We start from the raw sequence: 21,239 nt of genomic DNA on the forward strand, positions 1-21,239 counted from the left end.
TGTGCTTAGGACTTAAAACGCCAATTGAGTAAACTGTATACGCATAAATTTTGTGCTTATGCTAAGGAAATTGAGCTCATTTCAGTTTTGCGCAGAAATCAGCTCTTCAGCAACGGGATGGGTACCGGACATCGCTGTAGAGCTGATTTCCCCTAAAGAGCTTCCTCGAGCCTGCGCAAAACCGTCTCGAAGTTATCTAATCTCGCCCAGTAAAGCTTGAAAATGCGCCTCATGGTTTCCAACTCATGGAAGGTAACGTTCATGTCAGAATAAAAACGGAATGTAGGAATAATATCCCGATACAACATAAACCGGGAAGGGCGGGCAAAGCTTTCTTCACCGGTCCATTCAGCCATTGTCTTTATACTGGGAATGCTAAGCGAGTTTTTGCGGATATGAAGCTGTGTTTCCTCGGAAACGAGATAATCAATCAGCGCCTGGGCTGCTTCCTTCTGTTTACTGGACTTGTTGATAGCTAGGCCGATAATAATCAGCTGGGTTCTTGCTTCCTGGGAATAAGGAAGTGGGGCGATATCGTAGTCGAAATCAGCCTTTAGCAGATGATTCAAGCTGTAATAGCTGGTCACGATCATAGAGGCTTTTTGCTGCGAGAAATACATTTCACTATCCGAATCATTCTCCGACATATATAAGGATCCCGCATTCATTCCCTCAAATAACTGTAAGCTCATTTTCATAGATTCCCGAAAATTCTCGTTATCGAGTATTAGCTTTCCTTGAGCATCACGTTCAAAAACAACTTTGTTCTGTAGTAGGAAAAGCGGCCAACGATTAATCGATTGTAAGTGAAAAAATAAACCAATGCGATCACGCTTTTTTGTTAAGGTAAGAGCGGCTTGCTGTACATCGTGCCAATTCCAGCTGCTGTCTGGCTCGAGCAGCTTTGCTTCCTTGAAATGCTCTTTATTGTAACACAGGACAATTGGAGAGAAAGTAAAAGGTTGCACGTAAAGGTTATTCGCTTCAGTGAATGGTCGAAACAAGAAGGGATAAGTGTTTTCCTTTGGCCTAAGTGGCTCCAGCATATCCATTATAGCTTCATTATCCTTACACAATCCGTAGTGATGATTGTTTAAAGTAATGAGGTCGAATGCGTCCCTGTCCAGTGCTTCTTTTGGGTTAGATGAGAAAACTGAATCTGAAATAGGAACCATCTGGACAACAATATGTGGAAAACTCAATTGAAAATCGTCGATTAACTGCAATAAGTTGGCTTCTAGAATCAAGGTGGGATAATAACCGAATTTAAGAGTAAGTTTGGCGTTGAGTCCTGAACCCACAACACGTGTGCCGACTCGTGGTACTTTTTCAATCATTTCCTGGTCGAGCAGCTCTTCCAATCCTTTGCGAACGGAGTTTTTGCTTAATTGAAACTGTTCAGTAAGTGTTAATTCAGAAGGTAAAAAATCCCCCGGCTGCAGCTTCCCAGTTAATATATCATTTCTTAGAATCGCAATCATTTCTTCAAGTCGAGTTCGAAAGGTCGTTCTTTTGGGCTTGTCTGCCATTTGCTGTAGAACCTCCATGTTTATGTAAGCGGTCAATTATTGGTATCTATCTGGTGCATATTATATAATAATTATAGGCCATTATCCATCTGTAGAATGGACATTTCTTTATTTTGACCACTATTTCTTGTATTCGTCTGCTAGTTTCATTAATTCACCACACCTATAATTAGTTTAAGTAAACGTTATCATTTAGGTACAAGGATAAACGGCTACGCCATCTTCTGAAAGAAGTTGGTGCGCTTGTCCGGAATTCTAAGACCCGTATAATAGTGAAACTTATACTTTCTTATAATTGTACATCAGGTAAGTGTTTACGGAAATTACACAAACAGGAGGGTGTTAAGCAATGAAAAAGCTATTAACCGTAGGACTCGCTGCCATGTTTGTTCTTAGTGCATGCAGTAATGGAGACAAGAAAGCGGCAGAAACAACTCCCGCAACAACAGCAACAGACAGCTCGCCAAGTGTATCTGAAAGCGCTAAACCTGCCAAACTGTCTTTGAACTGGTCGGTCGCTGGTGGAAATCTAGCGAATGTGACACTGCCTTCAGCAGATAAAGATTTTGTTAGAAAAGCAATCGAAGAGAAGTTCAACGTGGATTTAAATATCGATTATATGCTGATTGGTAAAGAATATCATGACAAGTTAAATGTAACGATGGCTGGAGGAAGCACTCCGGATATGTTTATCGCTGGTGGGGCAGAGTCCCAGAAATATATCCAAGACGGAATTGCCACTAACATGGCTGCTTATTTCACACAAGAAACTTTGCCTAACTACTTCAAATGGGTGAGCCCAGAAGAGTTGGACGCCTTTCAGCTTAAACCAGGCGAGTTTACCCGAGCGATTCTGCCCTTCCAACGCAATTCCTATGCTTCCTGGTATATCCGTCAGGACTGGCTCGATAAGCTTAGTCTGAAGGCGCCAACAAATTACGAGGAACTGACAAACGTCATGACGCAATTTACCAAGGGTGACCCGGATGGCAACGGCAAGCCAGATACGTATGGCTTCACAACAGCAGGAAGCGGTCAGAAATTGCCTTTCGATTTCCCGCAATGGTTGAACAATGGACTTGTCGCTGATTTTATGATCGCCGACAACAACTATGTAGATACCCGTACAGACCTTAAAGTACAGGCTGTCATTGATCAGGTGGTGGAGTGGAATAAAGCTGGGATCGTAGATCCGGATTGGTTCCTTAATATTGCGCCTGCCAATTTTGACAAAGCCGCTCAAGGCAAAGTTGGTATGATCTTTACAACAGGTGATAAAACAGTCGCATTAGATAGCGTTGCTACCAGCGTACAAAACCGTTCGAAGGCACTTAATCCAACAGCCAATTGGCAGCCTATTTATCCGCTTGATAAACCAGTGATGTGGAAATATAACGTTCCTGAAAACACGATCCTGATAAGCAAAACAACGAGTGACAAAAATCCTGAAAAAGTGGTACGCTCCATCGAAATTCTAAATTGGCTAGTTAGTGAAGAAGGATTCCTGTTGACCCACTATGGTCAAGAAGGCAAGCATTACACCAAATCAGGCAACAAGATAACCTTAAACGTTGCAGCTTTCGAAGCTGACATCGCCCAAGCCGGCAACTGGTTGAATGTATACCAAGTATTTACACCGGATGAACCGAATGTTCTTGGATTAGAACTGATTGATTCTCGTATATCCGAACATGACAATGCCATACTGAAAACAGTTGAAGGCTATCCAAAAAACAACGCATTACCTCCGGTTAGCTTGGTTCCTCCTGCTGGCATCAACATTGGTGATTTCCGCAAAGAAATGAGCAAATACCATGTCAAAGCGATTTTTGAAGACAAAAACGGTAATAACTGGCCGAAATATCGGGAAGAGCTGATGACTAAATTCAAGGGCAGAGAAATTTTCACCGAGTATACAAAACAAATAAACAGCGTTCTGAAGGATAAGAAGCTAAACGATTTTAAATAAACGTATTTAGGCATGGAAGGGAACCCTGAGTTACTTATGGGTTTCCTTCACTTTTAGGAGGAGATGGCAATGGCGGAAACCATAGCTGCAATTAAAGAGAAATCTGCAAGGCCACATCCATTAAGGCAAAGCAAGCTGCGCAGTTTTTACCGCAACAGGTGGTTCTACCTCATGATGATACCTGGATTGGTCTATTATATTCTGTTTCACTATGCTCCAATGGTAGGAACTCTGATTGCTTTTCAAGATTACAACCTGATGAAGGGCATCTGGGGAAGCCCTTGGATCGGATTTAAGAATTTTCAAGTTATTTTCGATAATCCTGAATTTTTGCGAATTATGAAAAATACGCTGATCATCAGCATTTATAAAATTATCGGCAGTATGGTGCCTGATGTCATACTCGCACTTATGCTTAATGAAGTAAGAGTTCGTTGGTTCAAACGAGTGGTTCAAACCATAACGTATGGTCCTTATTTTCTGTCATGGGTCATCGTGTATGGGCTGGTATTTTCTTTTCTTGCTCCAGGCTCTGGATTAATCAGTACTTTTGTGCGCGATGCGGGTTGGGGGCAGATTGATTTATTGACCAGTGAGGGTTTCTTTAGGCCGTTGCTTGTGCTTACGGAAATATGGAAAAATACCGGGTTTGGAGCCATTATTTATTTAGCCGCTCTGGCATCCATCAATCAAGAGCTTTATGAAGCTGCTGTTGTAGACGGCGCAGGACGCTGGCGCCAGCTCTGGCATATTACATTGCCAGGACTCCGTGATGTATTCGCACTAATTCTCATTATTAGAATCGGTGGCATATTGGATGCAGGCTTTGATCAGGTTTTCATATTCTTGAACGCCCGGGTATATGATGTCGGGGATATTGTGGATACCTGGGTGTATCGATACGGTTTTGAACGTTTGGAATTTGGTGTTGCTGCAGCTATGGGTGTTTTTAAATCCTTGATAGGGCTCATTCTCGTTATAGGTGCAAACAGGCTGGCCAAGAAAGCTGGGGGCTCCGGCATATGGTAATCTGCATTAAGGAGAAGGAGGAGGATAAGCATGTCGTTTGTACTCAAACAAACAAAAGGAGATAAAGCTGCGGATACAGTAATTTATACGTCTTTAGCGTTGTTTGCGCTTCTAACGTTATTTCCGCTGTACTATGTTGTGATTGTTTCGGTTACTCCTTACATTGAGGTGATGAAAAATGGCGGCTTCGTTATTTGGCCCGAGCATTTTACACTTCAAGCCTATAAAGAAATATTCGGAAGCGCACGTATCCCACAGGCACTGAAAATTACTGTTTTTATTACGATAGTGGGTACGGCTCTGAATTTGGTGGTCACAACACTGTTGGCATACCCGCTGTCCAAGAGGTCAGTACCAGGCCGCAATTTTATATTGATGGCTATCGTGTTCACCATGATTTTTAGTGGCGGTATAATTCCGCTTTACATTATGGTTCGTTCACTCGGATTGTATGATTCAGTTTGGGCGCTTGTTATTCCCGGGATGGTGTCGACCTTTAATTTATTGATCATCAAAACCTATTTTGAGAATCTTCCTGCGGAAGTGGAGGAAGCAGCTAAGGTCGACGGATGCGGTGATTTATCTACGTTGTTTCGGATTGTACTTCCTCTATCGGCTCCAATTATGGCAACAATAGGCTTGTTTTACGGTGTTACACATTGGAATGAATATTTTAAAGGAATCTTCTATATATCCGACAAAACGTTAATGCCGATGCAGGTTGTGCTAAGAAATATGATTCAATCGCCTAATGTCAGCACGGAGCTGTCGGTTAATTCGCTGGCTCTCGATGCACTGCCTCCAGAAACGATCAAGATGGCGGTAGTTGTTGTGGCTACATTGCCACTGCTCATTATTTACCCCTTCTTGCAAAAATATTTTGTCAAAGGTGCATTGTTGGGCTCTGTTAAGGGGTAGCTACTAGTTTAATAGTTAATAATTTTCTATAATGTATAGTAGCAAATCCCAAAAAGTGGGGCGATCTAACATGAATCGTTATCGACAACCAGGAACAAGCTTCACTTCAAGTGTCAGTGTTAAGCTGTTTATTCTCACATTCCTATCTGTCATAGTTCTGTTTTTGGTGATCGCTTTATTCGGCTACCAGCGTCTGTTAGATCCGATTAAGCAAAATAACGAAAAAGTGCTGCAAGGCTCTGTTGTGCAGATTGAAAATTATATTAAAACATTGATGAACTCCATTCAGAGTCAGCTGATCTTTCTTTCTAATCCAGTTCTTTATAATAAAATGGACAAAGCAGATTACACTTTGTTGCTTGATGATATTATGAATTCAAATCAGGATCAGATTTATAGTATCTATTTAATTGAGGATGGCAAGGTGCAGATAAGCTCTCCCTTTGGTTACCAATATTTCGTTACTCCCGAACGAGCAGATGAAGTTAAGAATCAGACTAGTAAAACGGGATTCTGGTGGAGTCCCCCTTATTTGGTTAAAGAACGTTCGGTTATTACCGTTTCCAAGCAAATTGACAGTAATCGAGTTGTTGCACTGGACTTGAATTTAGATGCACTAACGGGTCCCCAGATCATCCAAGGAGAGCGTTCGCGGATATATTTGTTTACGGGTCAAGGCGAGTATTTGTCGACGAACACATCCCTTACCTATCCGTTAATGTTGTTGGATCACATGGAAATGAAGGAAGCTTTGAAAGCGTTGACTCAAAAGAGCGGGACAGCATATAACAACATTCAAACCTCTTATGGGAACTATACCGTGCTCAGCAGTAATCAGAATCGGTGGGATTGGGTTGTATTCTCTGTGATCGAGGAGTCGCAGGCATTTCCTTTGCTGAACTCCCTTAAGCGCCAGCTGGTGTTTGTTCTATTAATGGCTGTTGTGCTGGCGTTAATCCTTTCTGTATGGATTACCAACTATATACGCAAGCCGGTAATTGCCATCACGCGACAATTCAAGGCTGCGGCTCGCGGCGAATTGGAGGTTAGGATCAAGCTGAAGCGCAACGACGAGTTTACGCATATTGCAGAAGGCTTCAATCGCATGATGGGCAACATCCAGTCTTTGTTTGATGACTTGAAGGAAGCAGAAGAGAAGAAGCGGCATCATGAGCTGAAGGTACTGCAATCACAGATTCACCCGCATTTTCTCAACAATACTCTCAATGCTATATATTGCTTGGGAGAAACGGGACAAACCGAGAAAATGTGCGAGATGATTCGCTCGTTAATGGGGCTGCTGCAATATTCAACGGACAAAGTTGGTGATATTGTTACGGTTGAAGACGAGCTGCGGGAATTGGAAAACTATGTGCAGATTATGAATCTTAGATATGGGAATTTGTTCGAGATGGACATTGCCGTTCCAGAAAGCTACTATAACACGCCGATCCCTAAGCTGACATTGATTACACTGGTGGAGAACAGTATTTTCTATGGGTTAAGTAAAAAAGGGGTTAATCATATCATTGTTTCAGGGAGAAGCATGGATGCAGATAATGTGCTGCTTGAGGTTTCCGATACAGGACCAGGTATTGAAAAGGATAAGCTGGATGAGCTAATGGAGGAAGCGAGCACTTCCAATCCGTATAAAGGCTTGAACAATCTGGGGCTGCGTAATGTGCAAGAACGGCTTCGCATGACATTTGGTTATCAGTATGGTCTGCATTTTCAGAATGAGGTGGACGAAGGGCTAACGGTAACGATTCATCTTCCGGTTGGCGAACTGCGAGAGAAATGAATTTTGCGGAAGTTGGGATGGCCATGCTGAAGCTGCTAATGGTAGACGATGAACAGTGGGTACGTGAACGTTTTTCGGAACGGATTCCTTGGTCGGATGCGGGGTTTACGTTCTTAGGTGCAGCTTCTGGAGCCGAAGAAGCCATTAGAATGATCGAGCGGGATATGCCGCATTTGCTGCTAACGGATATTACAATGCCGAATATGAATGGGTTGGAGTTAGCTGGATATGTGCGAAAAAGGTGGCCGAAAATTCGAATTGTCATCTTGACGGCGTATAGCGAGTTTGAATATGCACAGCAAGCGATCGGGCTTGGTGTGGATAATTACTTGATCAAGCTGGCGCAGACCCCTGAGCAAATTCTCGATGCTTGCCGAAAGGTAGCGGAAGAGATAGAGCAGGAGATGGATATCGATCAAAAGCTGGAGATGCGGCGGAAGCTTGAATGGGAGAAGGAATGGTCAAGGAAGCGGGAATGGACGGAGCAGCTTGTGGACGAAGCTGGAAACGTCCCTGTTCGTACAATTCCAGGCGAGTGGTTCGATGGTCTGGAGCACACCAGCTATACGGCAGGATTAACCATTGGTTGGAGCGCAGCTGTAGGCTCCATGCAAGAGGAACTTTCCAAGGAGGAGCTTATTCAGCTGCAGAAACAAGTAAGCGAAGTGCTGGAAGAAAGACTCGATCAACGTACTATTGGCGAAGGCTGCCAGATGGTGATGCTTCCAATCCAGCAAAGCCGCTTACATATGCTGTTCGGTTCCAGGCAACCGTTGAATATCTTTCATATGAACCAGCTAGCTTTGATTGTTCTGGAAACTTTAAAGGTTTTTAAGCTAATGAGGTGCTTTATTCATGTCAGCCCGATACGAGAATTGGGAAAGCAGCCGCTAACGGGAAAGCAAATTGCTGCTGCTCTATGCGAAGGGCTTGATGGGCTAGCTGCCTATTTCTATAATTCGGAATCGGCAATAATCAATAAACAGGCGATTGCTTTTAGGCTATTAGATGCGGAGCTAAACCGGGAGTGGATTAGTTCTGTGGTAAAGGCGCTGCAACGAGAGAATGCTGAAGGGTTTCAGGAAAGCGTGTCTGTGATGACCAAGCTCTACGATCCCCCGATTCATCCGGTAGATTTGCTGCGTCTAACGAGACAAATGTTCCAACCAGAGCTGGTGAAGCTGCCTAGCTCAGTCATCAAGCGTTTAAGTGGAATTGATCGACTGGAAACGTGGGCCGACTATTGTGGTTGGTGGGCAGAAACTACTCATGCCATCCATGAATGGATGAACAATCGGTTTCATCCACCTGCTGCGCTTCGTAGGGAAGTTCAATTGATGTGCCGCTATATTCGCGAGCATTATAAGGAAGATGTGCAGGCATCAGAGCTTTCGGAGCTCATTCAGATGCATCCTTCTTATGCGGGTCAGATGTTCAAGCAGGAAGTCGGTGAGAATATCTCGGAATATTTAAATAGGGTACGTATGGAAAAAGCAGGCGAGCTGTTGGAGCGAACAACAATGAAAATATATGAAGTTTCCGGGGCTGTTGGAATATCCGACTATCGTTATTTTTGCAAATTATTTAAAAGCTCCACCGGTTATACGCCTACGCAATACAAAAATAAACAAGTTTAGCCGCCTGATTGGGAAAGGGTGAAACGATCTTGGATAAGGGAGACCTAAGAGTAGCGGTACTTGGAGCGGGTGCTATTGCAAACGAGCATTTTGATGCTGTCCAAGCAACGGAGGGGTTAGCAGCTTGTGCGGTGGTGGATATCGATTATGCTAAAGCAAATGAAGTCGCTAATTTTTACGAAATAAAGGCATACACAGATTACAGGTTAATGATTCAAACAGAAAAACCAGATGTGGTGGCAATTGCGTTACCTCACTTTCTGCATAAAGAGACAGCTGTTTTTGCTGCAGAGCACGGGTGTCATTTAATGCTGGAAAAACCTATGGCTTTATCTGTATTGGAATGCGATGAGATCATTGAAGCTGGCCGTAAAGCTGATATTCGTATCTTGGTTGGGCATACCCAGCATTATATGGCTGAGAATATACATGCTAAAAAAATCATCCAAAGTGGAGAATTAGGTAAACTCGTTATGATTCATGATATCAGACATACAAACTACTTTGAGGACTCACGTCCGCAGTGGTTTGTCGAAAAAGCGAAATCGGGTGGAGGCATTCTTGCTAATTTGGGTACACATTCAATCGATAAAATTCAGTGGCTGACAGATAGTACTGTCCGCCAAATAAAGGCTTCAATCAGTTATTATGGGAGCAGGGGAAATGTAGAAGGCAGCGGTATTATTTATCTGGAGACGGTGGAAGGGATTCCCGCAACGATTGTTCAATCAGGTTATTTGGGGGCTTCACGCAATGAAACGGAGATTATTTTTACAGAGGGGATGCTGAAGCTTGTAACCGGTGAAAGCTTATGGATGAGTCGGGGTGATAGCTATAAGAAGCTGGAAACAGTAATAACGGCAGCTCCATTCGAATTGCAATATTCCGACTTGCTCACGGCCATAAGGAACCATAGCGAAACTAGCTGCTCTCCAGAGTATGGTCGAAGCGTTCTAGCTGCACTCGAAGCCGTTTACCGTTCAGCAGAATCAGGCTTAGAACAGGTTGTTTATTAGGTAACGTGTGAAACCCCAAAAGCAAAATGCGTCCAAAGAATATCCTCGACCATACTTACTTGGTGTTTGCTGCAATTTACGATTACGAAGACCTCTGTGCTTTTTCCTACTCTGGGGTTATTCGTTTTTTCAGCTTTATAAAATATATCAATAATAAACCCGATTAAGAATCCAGCTAATGCGCCAATTACGCCCCAGAGAATTGGCCCTCCTACAATGATAAAGCCATAAGATGAACCTATTACGGCAAGCGCAGTTCCAAGAGCAATTCCTGAATCAAAGAGACTGATCCCATCGGATGCATGGATGGTATCAAACATTTTTCGCTTTTCCTTTTTTTTATCCAAGGGTACTGCGAAGATATCTTCTTTAGGTATGCCTTCTTCAACGAGGGCAGTGATAGCTAGCTCCAAGTAAATGGTATGATCAAATGAGGAAACAACGTGCATGAATTCACCTTCTTCTTGATTAGGCTGAGTTCTAGGGAAGTTAAAAGTGGGAATTTGGAAATTTTTGGTTAAATATTTTTTTTGTTCATAATCAAAAAACTTATTGTTTTCCACTGTATTTACATACGCATCGTATAGCGCAAACCCATAAATGGATGGCAGATATAACAAGAAATTAAAATTCACAACATCCTTCGCCTTTGTGAATTGCCCAAGCAAAGTATACTGCAGTCCTTCAAGAAAATGAGACTGATAACAGAGGGCTATCCAGCCGGCTAACACGAAAAAAGCAGTAGTAAGCCGATGAATAAAGAGCTGTCCCATCCCTGGCATTAACAAGGACCAGAGAAACGCCATACGAGGAGAACGTTTATCCAAATAGTTAATTTCGAGAGATCCAATTGCAAAAGAATCAAAATCAGTATTTTCCCGTTTTGCCAGCACATGAACATGATTTAAATCTACTGTTGTTCGATAGCTATCGTATATGGCGTAAAGATAAACAGGAGCATATAAAGACATCCAACGGATATCAAGAATATCAGCTGCTTTATCAAATTGACCTGTAAAGGTATAGATCATCGCCATATTAATATGGGCTTTGGTATTGATTAACAATTCCCATCCAAATAGGAGAAAACCCCTTAGATATTTGGATAATAGCAAATGTCCAAACCCTGGGAAAGCAGCAGACCACCAAGCGATAATCAGGGGATGCCGCAAATGGATCTGCGTAGTTCCAATCAAGTTTACATAGACTAATTTACGGCGCGAATTATTTTTCATAAGCACCAGCCGCGATTTTAGCTACAATCCACTTTGAAGAAATGGCAATTAGGGTATAAAACAAGAATAAATAGAAGAACGAGATATTATATTTTTTAATAATATTCATCCAATCTAAAAGCGGCTCTAAAATGAAGGTTAAAACAGCAGATACTGAAATACAGGTGATAAGATACCCTTTCCATTTTGCGAATTTCTGATAAATCAGCATAAAGACAACAGGTAGGAAGGATAAATCGTATGGAGATGAGATCGGCTGAAGCAAATAAATGAATGTGCTTTGATAGCCCCACTTTATTAAATTTGTTAAAAAGATATCAAGCAATACCGCTTCCATTGATACAAAAAATCCGTAAAGTACGATTTGTGTTAATTTTGATTTATCTACTATTTTCCACCAGATAATCCAAGGGACGATGCTTATTGTTAATAATAGCCACCAATCGAAAGAAAATAAGACGTTATTTAGCCAGTATTCATGGTATAAATCCAAGTATCCCTTTCTTACCTCTTCTAATTTATCAAACGATGGATATGCCATCCCTTATGTATCCTCACTGATATTTTTTGGGTGAAAAGTTAAAGTTGCGTTGGACCTGAATTATATTATTCCTTCAATGGAGGTAATTAATCCAAAATAGTTAACATTTTATAACATATGTTTTTGCATAATGGGTAGTGAAAAAGGGACGCAACAGGCTTATAGCCTATCGCGTCCCTTTATTAGGATGAATAATAAGTGTAATTAAACGAACATTTTACTAGCTTCCAGCTCTTCAGCACTTTGGACATGACCTTCAAGCTTCTTTGGTTTCTTAAGCAAGAATGCTAAGACTAAACCAACAAGGGCAATGTAAACCAGAACTTTAAAGGTGCCGCTGAAAGATTGAGTCCATGTTTCAGGTGTAGGTATGCCGTCTGCAGGCATGAATATCTTCATTTTACTCGCAAGAATTGTGATCAAGCCTGCTACTGCAAAGGAAGTCATGACCTGCTGAGCGGCGTTAGTTAGTGAAGTAACACGACCTACTAAATTCTGTGGTGACGCTTGAATCAAATGTGTATTAAGCGGCATCATGGAAAGTCCCATTCCAGCGCCTATCAGTGCAAGTGGTAGAATTAATGCTGAAATACCATTACTTGCGTCGATCTGTGTGAGCATAAAAGCGGCACCTGTTACGATTGCCATACCACCCATAACCAAAGGGCGTGCTCCGATTTTATCGAATAAAGCACCGCTGATTGGCATGAATATACCAGCAGCTATTGCCTGAGGAAGCATAATCAAGCCTGTGTCAAAAGCGCTGTAGCCTTGAGCTCGCTGGAGGAATAAAGGAATCATGAACATGGTTCCAAACAGGGCAATTTGTGAAATCCACTGAATGACAATGGCTTTGCTGAAATCCATAGATTTGAATACGCGAAGCTCGAGAATAGGTTGTTTGTGCCTAAGCTCAACAATAATAAATAAGAGCAAGGCTATAACACCAACTGTGAGACCAGTAATTGTTTTGGCCGATGACCAACCATTTCCACCTTCACTTACCCCATAGGATAAGCCGGCAAATGCAATCGGAGCTAGTAATATCCCGAATTTATCGAGGGCTGCTACAGCTTGGCGTTGAATGCTAGGCAGAGAACGAATACCTACAACAATAGCTATAATCCCAATCGGTAAATTAACGATGAAAATCCATTGCCAGTATGCATAATCAACTAACCAGCCAGCTAATAAGGGCCCAAGTGCTGGAGCTAATAGAATCGGGATACCCATAATACCCATCACTGCGCCTACTTTATCAGGAGGAGAGAGTCTGTAAATAAAAGCCATGGCAATCGGCATAACCATCCCGCCGCCAATACCTTGGATAATGCGGTAGGTAATAAGCTGTGCGGGGTTGGTTGCAATTGCGCACAGCAACGAGCCTAAGGTAAAGAAAGCGACGGAGAATAGGAAAATATTCTTAGCTCCAAAGCGATCAGATAACCAACCGGCCAGCGGGATTACGGCTGCATTAGCTAATGCATATCCCGTTACCGTCCATTGTAACACCTCAAAAGTAGAATTAAATTCGGCCGTGAGCTTAGGAATCGCGACATTAACAGCTGTTCCGTCGAGAATGACCATGAACAATCCCATGATAATTGTAATGAGAGGAACTAAAATTTCTTTAATCGTTTGTGGCTTTTCTTTTGTTAAATCTTTTGCTGATCCAGCTGACATACTCAACCTCCTAGGTTTTTTTCAAACGAATTATAAGAGTCAGGCTGCTTTAATAGCTCGTATTGCTCGCTTGACCCAGACAGTCTTCGAGAGTACAATACGAGTATAGGAACCCTTTCATTTACAACCGCTTAATTAATCGGACAATTGTCCGTTTTTTCTTGATTTTAACGGACAATTGTCCGTTTGTCAATTGAATATTCAGTGAACATTGGGAAAGAGGTATGGAATCCATGCAAATCCGTAAAGAACGAAAAGACTCAATTGAACATAGACGAATTATTCTGCAAAAAGCACAATTGCTTTTCACAGAATATGGTGTGGATAGTGTTACTATGCATCAAATTGCTAAATCAGCAGGTATTGGGCAAGGTACTCTCTACCGCCGTTATGCCCATAAGGGAGAGCTTTGTCAGGATTTAATGAAAGAAAGCTGTGACCATTTATGTGACGAGATTCTGCAATATCTGGATAATAATCAGCAGCAGCCTGCTAAAGAACGTTTAACTACGTTATTGGAGATTTTCTTAAATTTCATTGAAAGCCATTCCCACTGGCTGGTCTCGATTCAAGCGCCAACCTGTGAAGGGCGGCAGACCCTAATGTATCAATCGCCTTTATATAGCTTTATGCATAACACGATCAGTCAATTATTTAATGAGGTAGAGCCCAAAGTAAACGGAGCCGTTGCAGATGGAGCTTTTAGAGCGGATACGTTGATAGCTTCGATAAATCCTGAGCTCTATCTATTTATGAGGCATGAACGCGGTTATTCAAAAGAAGAGATCAAGAATAATTTGATCCAATTATATTTGGATCCTCTGTTTCTATGAGAATTCACTGACATCAATTTCAATTGTTGGATACTCAAGGTTTAACTGTTCCATTGCAGAAACAATTATTTTCAATACAAGGAAATCTCGGAACCATCTTTCATCAGCGGGAACAATGTACCACGGACATGATTTTTTACCAGTTTGAGTGAAAACATCTTCATAAGCTTCGACATATTTCTCCCAATATTTACGTTCTTGTAGATCATTGATATCGAATTTCCAATGCTTCTCAGGATTGGCTATCCGCTCTTTCAGCTTCTCATATTGAAAACTCTTCGAAATATGCAAGAAGATTTTAATTACCAGCACACCATTATCCGCCTGGAGCTTCTCAAAATGCTGAATATGCTTCAAGCGTTTTGCTGCTTCCCCGTCCGTGATTGTATCATGTACCCGCGTGATTAGCACATCTTCATAATAAGAGCGGTTAAACGCCGTAATATAGCCTTTTGCGGGCATTACTTTATGGGTTCTCCATAGAAAATCATGGGATAGCTCATCTTCACTTGGCTTCTTGAAGCTTTCGGCCCGAAAGCCCTGTGGGTTTAAGTTGGACAAAACCTTCTTAACGACTCCATCCTTGCCGCTGCAATCCATGCCTTGAAAAAGAATCAGCACGGAATGAGTTTTACTTGCATATAGCTTGTCCTGAAGCTCCTTCAGTTTTTCTTCCATTTCTTCAAACTTCTCACGAATTTCTTCTTTATTCTTAAATTTATCAGTATCATCGGGATCGAACGCAGATAACTTCACATTCTTTCCACTATTCAGAGCGTATTTCTTCAACATTGTAAATTTCCTCCTAAATTGGATTATTATCTTTTATATGTGTTAGAATATCTGACATACCCATAAATAAACATTGTTCTGCAGCGATTTTACTGATAAAATCTTTCTATGCTTTATTATACACGGAATGCTTCGACAAAAAAATTGCAGGGGGAACTAAAATGAAGAAATGGTTAACGATTGGATTGGTGGTTGTGTTTGTTGTTGCGCTAGCAGGATGCGGTAAAGCTAAAGAGAACACAGAAGGCGCACCAGAGGAGATCACTTATTCTATTGCAACAGATGCAAGCTATGCACCGATGGAGAGCATGGATAAGGAAGACATTGTTGGCTTAGACATCGACTTTCTTGCTGAGGTAATGAAAGAAGCGGGATTGAAGTATGAAGTTCGCAATACAGGCTGGGATCCAATGCTTTTAAGCGTCAAGGCTGGTAAAGAGTACCAAGCCGGGATTTCTTCTATTTCGATTACAGACGAGCGGAAACAAACCTATGATTATACGGTTCCTTATTTTGAATCCGAGAATATGATCATTACTAGAGAAGGCAGCCCGATTAAATCAGCACTTGATTTGAAGGACAAGAAGGTTGCTGTCCAGCTTGCGACAACGGCTGATACATTAATGAGTAAGATAATGGGCAACGATAATTCAAGCTTGAAGAAGTTCGATAGCAATACAATTGCCTTGTTGGAGCTTCAAAAAGGCGGTGTTGATGCAGTTGTGGCTGATTTTGTAGTGATCTTGGATTACATTAAGAAAAACCCCAAAGAAAAATTTGTAAGTATAGAAGATAAAGTAAACTTCACCTCCGAATATTATGGGATTTTATTGCCTAAAGGCAGTGACTTAAAAGCAAAGCTTGATCCTGCGATTAAAAAAGTTGTGGAGAGCAGCAAGTACAAAGAAGCGTATAAAAAATGGACAGGCAAAGATCTAGACACAACTAAATTACTTGAGCAATATAAATAAAAAAGCTGCATGCGTAGTCTTCAATTTGCGCATGCTTTTCTTTTAAGGAGTAGAACGGAATGGATTTTAGATTTGATATTATTAGTGATTACTTGCCTGTGCTATTAAAAGGTACACTTCTAACGATCATTATTTCCTTAGTATCCATCTTTTTTGGATCTGTTTTAGGACTTGGTGTTGCATTAGGGAAAATGTCTGCACGTAAGTATATTAACTTACCGATGAGCTGCTATATTAACTTTTTTCGAGGTACTCCGCTGTTGGTGCAAATTCTAATTGTTCACTTTGGAGTGGTGCCCTTTTTTTACGGAACTACAAACGCAATACTTGCTGCATTCGTCGCACTTTCATTAAATTCAGCAGCCTATATGGCAGAGATTTATCGTGCGGGTATTCAGTCGATAGATAAAGGCCAAACCGAAGCGGCGAAGTCGTTAGGCATGACACACTATCAAACCATGAAGCTGATCATCCTGCCCCAGGCTATTAAACGAATGATCCCACCTATTGGTAATGAGTTCATCGTTCTCATAAAAGATTCATCACTAGTGACCGTAATTGCCGCTCCAGAGCTAATGTACTGGTCGAAAATGATGGCGGCTCAATACCAAAGGATCTGGGAGCCATACTTAATGGCAGCGTTGATTTACTTTATTCTTACTTATTCCATGAGCAAGCTGCTGGCTTATGTGGAAAGGAAGTGGAAGACATCGTAAGTGGAATTATTGAAGTAAGAGCTTTGAAAAAATCCTTTGGCTCAAATATCGTTTTGAATGGTATCGATCTTGATATTAAAGCAAAAGAGGTTTTGGTAGTGATTGGTCCTTCGGGTTCAGGTAAGTCAACGTTTTTGCGATGCTTGAATTTGTTGGAGCAGCCAGAAAGCGGAGACATTCGAATTAATGGGATATCGCTGATGGATTCCAAAACGGACATTAAAGCAATTCGAACCGAGCTTGGCATGGTATTTCAGCGTTTTAATCTCTTTCCTCATATGAAGGTTATTGATAATATTATGATCGCGCCCTTGAAGGTAAGGAACTGGACTAAGGATAGAGCACGCGAGAAAGCATTAGAGCTCTTAAAGAAGGTTGGTTTGTCAGATAAAGCGGAGGCGTTTCCCGATTCGTTATCAGGTGGCCAAGCACAAAGAGTAGCGATTGCCCGCGCTTTAGCCATGGAGCCTGAGATTTTGCTGTTCGATGAACCGACTTCATCGCTTGACCCTGAGATGGTGGGTGAGGTGCTGGCCGTAATGAAGGATTTGGCTAGAGAGCAAAAAACAATGATTGTCGTTACCCACGAAATGGGCTTTGCTCGCGAGGTTGGCGATCGGATTGTCTTTATGGAGCAAGGTGTTATTGTGGAAGAAGGGACTCCAGAGGAGATCTTCGAACGTCCGCAGCATGCAAGGACCAAAGCCTTCTTATCGAAAATATTATAAAGTAAGCTAGCATACTGCTATATTAAAAGCCCTCAAGAACTTTGAGGGCTTTTAGGCATGGCTGAAAATAGGTTAATCAAACTGACCTTTGCTCGCTTCTTCAAAATAGGCATAAACTTGATTTAATAAGGAGACCAGTGTGTCGCTTTGTTCCTTTCCTAGTACATCTATTAGACCTGAAAACAAAGAGTTAAAGCTTTCGGTCGCTTTTTGAACAATTTGCTGGCCTTTTTCAGTTAATTTAATCTCAGTTGTTCTTTTGTCCTTGGAATCAGTAGATCGAATAATACAGCCATTGCTGCTCAAGCTTTTAATGATTTGAGTTACCGTTGGGGAGGTTACACATAACCATTTGCTTATTTCGGAAACCGTAGCCCCATTATCACTTTTGCGAGAAATATCCCTAATGCTGACTAAAGCTCGAACCTCACTTGGCTTCATTCCCCAAAAGGTTTTTTTGCGCCATTCCGCTTTTGCGAAGCGATCAAAAGAATCATAGATTCTTTTCACGTCTGGGTTGGTTGTTTCAGTCATGAAATTCCCCTCAATCTGAGACTTTATTTACCTTTAATTGTACTCTAAACGTATTAGGGGTTCAACTTGAGGTTTCCTTTAAGAAAAAGGTCTTATTAAAGCCAATTGTTAATATAATATCTCCTATATAAATAAATGGTTGTGCATGTAGAAGGAATCCTGTAATATCTATTGATAGGTTGGTAACCTATCTAAATTATAATGGGGAATAAGGTGTATCTAAATGATGACTGTTGGCTTATTAGGAACAGGATATTTAGGTCTTGTTCATGGTGTGGGGCTGGCTAATTTTGGGATGAAGGTTATATGTACGGATATTGATATTCAGAAAGTTGAATTGTTGAACGAAGGGCAGCTTCCTTTCTTTGAACCAGAGCTAGCCAGCAATATGAGAATGGCAATGGATGCGGGGCTTCTGATTTTCTCCAATGATATCAAGCTGATGATTGAGTCCAGTCCGATCATTTTCATCACGGTTGGTACACCTACAACAGATGAGGGAGAGGCTGATCTCTCTAATGTAATAGAAGCAGCGCTTATGATTGCCACCTATATGAATGAGGATAAAGCTGTTGTTATTAAGTCTACGGTTCCTGTGGGTAGTACAAGACACATTGAGCGAAGAATAGCTAAGGAGCTTGCGGATAGGAAAGTTTCGACGCGCGTTGAAATTATCTCGAATCCAGAGTTTTTAAGTGAAGGATCAGCTGTTAAGGATATGAACCACCCCAATCGGATTGTCATTGGTACTCAAAGTGAATATGGCAAAAAAATAATGAATACAATTTATCATAAATATAAGGAGAAACGGGTACCGTTTATATACACGGACCTCGAAACAGCGGAATTGATTAAATATGCTTCCAATGCCTTTCTTGCTACTAAAATTTCTTTTATCAATGAGTTCGCTCTGCTAGCGGAGAAAACAGGAGCCAATATCGTGGATATATCTAAGGCGATGGGATTGGATAAGCGAATTGGTTCGGCCTATCTTCAGCCTGGAGCCGGTTATGGGGGCAGCTGCTTTCCCAAAGATACAGCAGCCATTCTAAATTTAAGCAATCACTATGGAGAACCATTGTATGTCGTAAAGGCTGCTATAGAAGCAAATGAAAAACAGAAGAATAGAATGGTTGAGAAAATTGCAAATTCGCTGGCTCAAAATGGCAGCCTCAAGGGAGTTAAAATAGCTATCCTGGGATTATCCTTTAAACCTAACACAGATGATATACGCGAAGCTCCGAGTATTCATATCATTCGAAGGCTTCTTGATAAAGGTGCCCATATTCAAGCTTATTGTCCGGGAGGTTCGGTGAAAACTAAGCAGGTATTTAAGTCAGATGAAGCTCAGATTAAATATTATGAGGATGAATACCAATGTGTGATTGCCGCAGATGCAGTTGTTATTCTTACGGAATGGAGCCAATTCTATAGGTTGAACTTAGATCGCATTCAGACTTCCATGAAAGGCAATCTGTGGTTTGATTTAAGAAATCAGTTTGTTAATCATAAAACGATTCGCAAGCAATTTAATTATCAACCAGTTGGTTTGAACTAAGGAGAAGCGTATGGCAAACTACCTGATTACTGGCGGTGCCGGCTTTATTGGCTCTCATCTATGTGAAGCTCTACTGAAGGAAGGGCATCATATTATCAACGTAGATTCTTTTACAGATTATTATAGCTATCAAAGCAAGGTAAAGAATGTTCTGGAATCGCTTGGCATGGCAAAGGATTTTACTTTCACTAATAAAGCCGATGATTTGCAGCAGCTGCAGATCAAGGTAAATAGGGAGCAGTATCGTTTAGAGCTCGTGGACATTCGTTCTATGGAAGGACTAGAGAGCATTTTCCAAGCATCTAAGATTGATGCTGTTATTCATTTAGCCGCTTCTCCAGGTGTCAGAGCGTCGATGGAAAATCCGCTGGGTTTTGAAGAAGTTAATGTAAAGGGTACGTTGCATATTCTTGAATTAATGAAAAAGTATGAGGTGAAGAAGTGGATCTGCGCCTCTTCCTCCTCCGTATACGGCAATAATACTAAGCTGCCTTTTGCCGAAACGGATGAAGTGAATTCTCCAATCTCGTTGTATGCGATGACGAAGAAAAGCTGCGAGCTTATGGGATATGCCTATCATCATCTTTACGGGATAGATACCATCATGCTGCGGTTTTTTACTGTGTTTGGGGAAAGACAGCGTCCAGATTTGGCTATTCATAAATTCACAGCATTGATTGACCAAGGGGTAGCCATACCGTTTTATGGTGATGGGTCCACGCAGAGAGACTATACCTATATAAAAGATATTATTAATGGGATTAGTGGCTCGCTTCAATACATTCAGCAGCATCAGGACGTGTATCAAATCCTTAATTTAGGCAGCAATCAAACTTATTCCCTTACAAGCTTGGTGGATCATATTTCTCGAGAATTAGGAAAAAAGCCGATTCTGCACAAGCTCCCAATGCAGCCTGGGGATGTTGATAAAACTTATGCGGATATCTCGAAAGCACAAAGCTTAATCCATTATAATCCGCTGACGACTTTTGATGAAGGATTGCATGCTTTTATCGCTTGGTATGAAGGAGGACGGGATGAATGGTAGAGCTTTCCGTGGTGGTGCCTATTTACAATGAAACAGAGAATATCGAAAGGCTGTATAAATGCATTACAGAAGCTGTGATGGATAAAGTGGCTGGCTATGAAATCATATTAGTGAATGATGGAAGCACGGATGGAACGGAGCATGGGTTGGATAAATTGGCATCCGAGGATCTCCATGTGGAGGTCATTCACTTCCGGAAAAATTGCGGACAAACGGCTGCTATACAAGCTGGAATTCGGAAAGCCAGTGGAAAGTATATCGCTTTAATAGATGCAGATTTACAAACGGATCCTAACGACTTTTTTACTTTATTGCCTTATCTGGCTGAGTTCGATTTCGCAAACGGATGGAGAACGAAGCGGAAGGACACCTATCTTAAGAAGATTTCCTCGCGAATTGGCAATGGTGTAAGGAACTGGATCACGGGAGATGTCATAGAAGATACAGGCTGTCCAATGAAGCTATTTAAAAGAGAGGTTGCGGAAAGTCTGCAATTATACGATGGTTTTCATCGATTCTTGCCTACATTGGCAAGGATGAATGGATATACCGTAGTGGAAGTGCCAGTTAGTCACAGAGAGCGGGAATTTGGTATTTCAAAGTATGGTGTGATGAACCGTGTTTTTGTAGGCTTGATGGATGCAATTGTAATTGGCTGGCTGCGAAAGCGTGCGATACGTTTCGAGATTAGGAGAGAGTAA

At 41.6% G+C, this 21,239-nt stretch carries 19 protein-coding genes; 13 read left to right on the plus strand and 6 right to left on the minus strand.

From position 1 onward, the window contains the following. Positions 1 to 152 precede the first annotated feature (152 nt). Entirely contained in the window at positions 153 to 1,529 is a 1,377-nt protein-coding gene (locus EHS13_RS03475; protein WP_162462935.1) for an extracellular solute-binding protein, read from the minus strand. Between the two features lie 349 nt (positions 1,530 to 1,878). Between EHS13_RS03475 and EHS13_RS03480 the strand changes: the two genes are divergently transcribed. The 6 genes from EHS13_RS03480 (at position 1,879) to EHS13_RS03505 (ending at position 9,899) form a co-directional block, all read left to right on the plus strand. Then, positions 1,879 to 3,498: a type 2 periplasmic-binding domain-containing protein gene (locus EHS13_RS03480; protein WP_155699031.1), complete on the plus strand. Its 1,620-nt coding sequence runs from the start codon at positions 1,879 to 1,881 to the stop codon at positions 3,496 to 3,498. 69 nt (positions 3,499 to 3,567) lie between these two features. Further along, positions 3,568 to 4,527 (plus strand): ABC transporter permease, encoded by a 960-nt coding sequence (locus EHS13_RS03485; RefSeq protein ID WP_155699032.1) that lies wholly within the window; start codon positions 3,568 to 3,570, stop codon positions 4,525 to 4,527. A gap of 30 nt (positions 4,528 to 4,557) precedes the next feature. After that, entirely contained in the window at positions 4,558 to 5,445 is an 888-nt protein-coding gene (locus EHS13_RS03490) for a carbohydrate ABC transporter permease (protein WP_155699033.1), read from the plus strand. A 70-nt stretch (positions 5,446 to 5,515) separates the two neighbouring features. Continuing rightward, on the plus strand, positions 5,516 to 7,246 hold the full coding sequence (locus tag EHS13_RS03495; RefSeq protein ID WP_162462936.1) for a cache domain-containing sensor histidine kinase: 1,731 nt from the start codon (positions 5,516 to 5,518) through the stop codon (positions 7,244 to 7,246). Next, positions 7,243 to 8,883 carry a response regulator gene (locus EHS13_RS03500; RefSeq protein WP_155699035.1) on the plus strand — a complete coding sequence of 547 codons (1,641 nt, stop codon included), beginning with the start codon at positions 7,243 to 7,245 and terminating at the stop codon, positions 8,881 to 8,883. The genes EHS13_RS03495 and EHS13_RS03500 overlap by 4 nt, the downstream gene beginning before the upstream one ends. A gap of 29 nt (positions 8,884 to 8,912) precedes the next feature. Next, a complete protein-coding gene (locus EHS13_RS03505) occupies positions 8,913 to 9,899 on the plus strand; it encodes a Gfo/Idh/MocA family protein (protein WP_193571474.1) in 987 nt (328 codons plus the stop codon). Here the strand turns inward: EHS13_RS03505 and EHS13_RS37340 are convergent. The 3 genes from EHS13_RS37340 to EHS13_RS03520 all read right to left on the minus strand — a co-directional run bounded on the left by EHS13_RS37340 (position 9,896) and on the right by EHS13_RS03520 (position 13,358). Next, entirely contained in the window at positions 9,896 to 11,134 is a 1,239-nt protein-coding gene (locus tag EHS13_RS37340) for a hypothetical protein (protein ID WP_155699036.1), read from the minus strand. The two genes, EHS13_RS03505 and EHS13_RS37340, sit on opposite strands and share 4 nt — an antisense overlap. Next, a complete protein-coding gene (locus tag EHS13_RS03515; protein WP_155699037.1) occupies positions 11,124 to 11,675 on the minus strand; it encodes a CBO0543 family protein in 552 nt (183 codons plus the stop codon). The genes EHS13_RS37340 and EHS13_RS03515 overlap by 11 nt, the downstream gene beginning before the upstream one ends. 204 nt (positions 11,676 to 11,879) lie before the next feature. Next, entirely contained in the window at positions 11,880 to 13,358 is a 1,479-nt protein-coding gene (locus EHS13_RS03520) for an MDR family MFS transporter (RefSeq protein ID WP_155699038.1), read from the minus strand. 233 nt (positions 13,359 to 13,591) lie between these two features. On the opposite strand from EHS13_RS03520, the gene EHS13_RS03525 reads away from it, so the two are divergent. Next, positions 13,592 to 14,191, plus strand: a complete 600-nt coding sequence (locus tag EHS13_RS03525; RefSeq protein ID WP_162462937.1) for a TetR/AcrR family transcriptional regulator — start codon at positions 13,592 to 13,594, stop codon at positions 14,189 to 14,191. Here the strand turns inward: EHS13_RS03525 and EHS13_RS03530 are convergent. After that, positions 14,186 to 14,983 carry a PPK2 family polyphosphate kinase gene (locus tag EHS13_RS03530; RefSeq protein WP_155699040.1) on the minus strand — a complete coding sequence of 266 codons (798 nt, stop codon included), beginning with the start codon at positions 14,981 to 14,983 and terminating at the stop codon, positions 14,186 to 14,188. The genes EHS13_RS03525 and EHS13_RS03530 overlap by 6 nt on opposite strands. Positions 14,984 to 15,144: 161 nt before the next feature. Here EHS13_RS03530 and EHS13_RS03535 point away from each other — a divergent pair, with 161 nt between their 5' ends. The 3 genes from EHS13_RS03535 to EHS13_RS03545 are packed head-to-tail and all read left to right on the plus strand — an operon-like array spanning position 15,145 to position 17,398. Beyond that, positions 15,145 to 15,954, plus strand: coding sequence for a transporter substrate-binding domain-containing protein (locus EHS13_RS03535; RefSeq protein WP_155699041.1), 810 nt, complete (start codon positions 15,145 to 15,147; stop codon positions 15,952 to 15,954). 59 nt (positions 15,955 to 16,013) lie between these two features. Next, on the plus strand, positions 16,014 to 16,670 hold the full coding sequence (locus EHS13_RS03540) for an amino acid ABC transporter permease (RefSeq protein ID WP_155699042.1): 657 nt from the start codon (positions 16,014 to 16,016) through the stop codon (positions 16,668 to 16,670). A gap of 5 nt (positions 16,671 to 16,675) precedes the next feature. After that, positions 16,676 to 17,398, plus strand: coding sequence for an amino acid ABC transporter ATP-binding protein (locus EHS13_RS03545; protein ID WP_155705207.1), 723 nt, complete (start codon positions 16,676 to 16,678; stop codon positions 17,396 to 17,398). A gap of 72 nt (positions 17,399 to 17,470) precedes the next feature. On the opposite strand, the gene EHS13_RS03550 is transcribed toward EHS13_RS03545, so the two are convergent. Continuing rightward, positions 17,471 to 17,932 (minus strand): MarR family winged helix-turn-helix transcriptional regulator, encoded by a 462-nt coding sequence (locus EHS13_RS03550; RefSeq protein WP_155699043.1) that lies wholly within the window; start codon positions 17,930 to 17,932, stop codon positions 17,471 to 17,473. Between the two features lie 223 nt (positions 17,933 to 18,155). Here EHS13_RS03550 and EHS13_RS03555 point away from each other — a divergent pair, with 223 nt between their 5' ends. From EHS13_RS03555 to EHS13_RS03565, 3 genes are read left to right on the plus strand one after another with little or no spacing between them, the layout of a single operon-like run. Next, a complete protein-coding gene (locus EHS13_RS03555; RefSeq protein WP_227013775.1) occupies positions 18,156 to 19,490 on the plus strand; it encodes a UDP-glucose dehydrogenase family protein in 1,335 nt (444 codons plus the stop codon). Positions 19,491 to 19,500: 10 nt separating this feature from the next. Continuing rightward, positions 19,501 to 20,538 carry a GDP-mannose 4,6-dehydratase gene (locus EHS13_RS03560; protein WP_155699044.1) on the plus strand — a complete coding sequence of 346 codons (1,038 nt, stop codon included), beginning with the start codon at positions 19,501 to 19,503 and terminating at the stop codon, positions 20,536 to 20,538. After that, the gene (locus tag EHS13_RS03565; RefSeq protein WP_155699045.1) at positions 20,532 to 21,239 is read left to right on the plus strand and encodes a glycosyltransferase family 2 protein; all 708 of its coding nucleotides are present in this window, start codon (positions 20,532 to 20,534) and stop codon (positions 21,237 to 21,239) included. The genes EHS13_RS03560 and EHS13_RS03565 overlap by 7 nt, the downstream gene beginning before the upstream one ends.

The organism is Paenibacillus psychroresistens (genome assembly GCF_009728935.1).
GTDB classification, from domain to species: domain Bacteria; phylum Bacillota; class Bacilli; order Paenibacillales; family NBRC-103111; genus Paenibacillus_AC; species Paenibacillus_AC psychroresistens.

Coding starts and splice junctions, on each gene's coding strand:
- EHS13_RS37340 (WP_155699036.1), bottom strand. CDS start 11,134: ATGAAAAATAATTCGCGCCGTAAATTAGTCTATGTAAACTTGATTGGA.
- EHS13_RS03520 (WP_155699038.1), bottom strand. CDS start 13,358: ATGTCAGCTGGATCAGCAAAAGATTTAACAAAAGAAAAGCCACAAACG.
- EHS13_RS03500 (WP_155699035.1), top strand. CDS start 7,243: ATGAATTTTGCGGAAGTTGGGATGGCCATGCTGAAGCTGCTAATGGTA.
- EHS13_RS03495 (WP_162462936.1), top strand. CDS start 5,516: ATGAATCGTTATCGACAACCAGGAACAAGCTTCACTTCAAGTGTCAGT.
- EHS13_RS03485 (WP_155699032.1), top strand. CDS start 3,568: ATGGCGGAAACCATAGCTGCAATTAAAGAGAAATCTGCAAGGCCACAT.
- EHS13_RS03540 (WP_155699042.1), top strand. CDS start 16,014: ATGGATTTTAGATTTGATATTATTAGTGATTACTTGCCTGTGCTATTA.
- EHS13_RS03565 (WP_155699045.1), top strand. CDS start 20,532: ATGGTAGAGCTTTCCGTGGTGGTGCCTATTTACAATGAAACAGAGAAT.
- EHS13_RS03475 (WP_162462935.1), bottom strand. CDS start 1,529: ATGGCAGACAAGCCCAAAAGAACGACCTTTCGAACTCGACTTGAAGAA.
- EHS13_RS03490 (WP_155699033.1), top strand. CDS start 4,558: ATGTCGTTTGTACTCAAACAAACAAAAGGAGATAAAGCTGCGGATACA.
- EHS13_RS03530 (WP_155699040.1), bottom strand. CDS start 14,983: ATGTTGAAGAAATACGCTCTGAATAGTGGAAAGAATGTGAAGTTATCT.
- EHS13_RS03480 (WP_155699031.1), top strand. CDS start 1,879: ATGAAAAAGCTATTAACCGTAGGACTCGCTGCCATGTTTGTTCTTAGT.
- EHS13_RS03555 (WP_227013775.1), top strand. CDS start 18,156: ATGATGACTGTTGGCTTATTAGGAACAGGATATTTAGGTCTTGTTCAT.
- EHS13_RS03560 (WP_155699044.1), top strand. CDS start 19,501: ATGGCAAACTACCTGATTACTGGCGGTGCCGGCTTTATTGGCTCTCAT.
- EHS13_RS03515 (WP_155699037.1), bottom strand. CDS start 11,675: ATGGCATATCCATCGTTTGATAAATTAGAAGAGGTAAGAAAGGGATAC.
- EHS13_RS03550 (WP_155699043.1), bottom strand. CDS start 17,932: ATGACTGAAACAACCAACCCAGACGTGAAAAGAATCTATGATTCTTTT.
- EHS13_RS03535 (WP_155699041.1), top strand. CDS start 15,145: ATGAAGAAATGGTTAACGATTGGATTGGTGGTTGTGTTTGTTGTTGCG.
- EHS13_RS03525 (WP_162462937.1), top strand. CDS start 13,592: ATGCAAATCCGTAAAGAACGAAAAGACTCAATTGAACATAGACGAATT.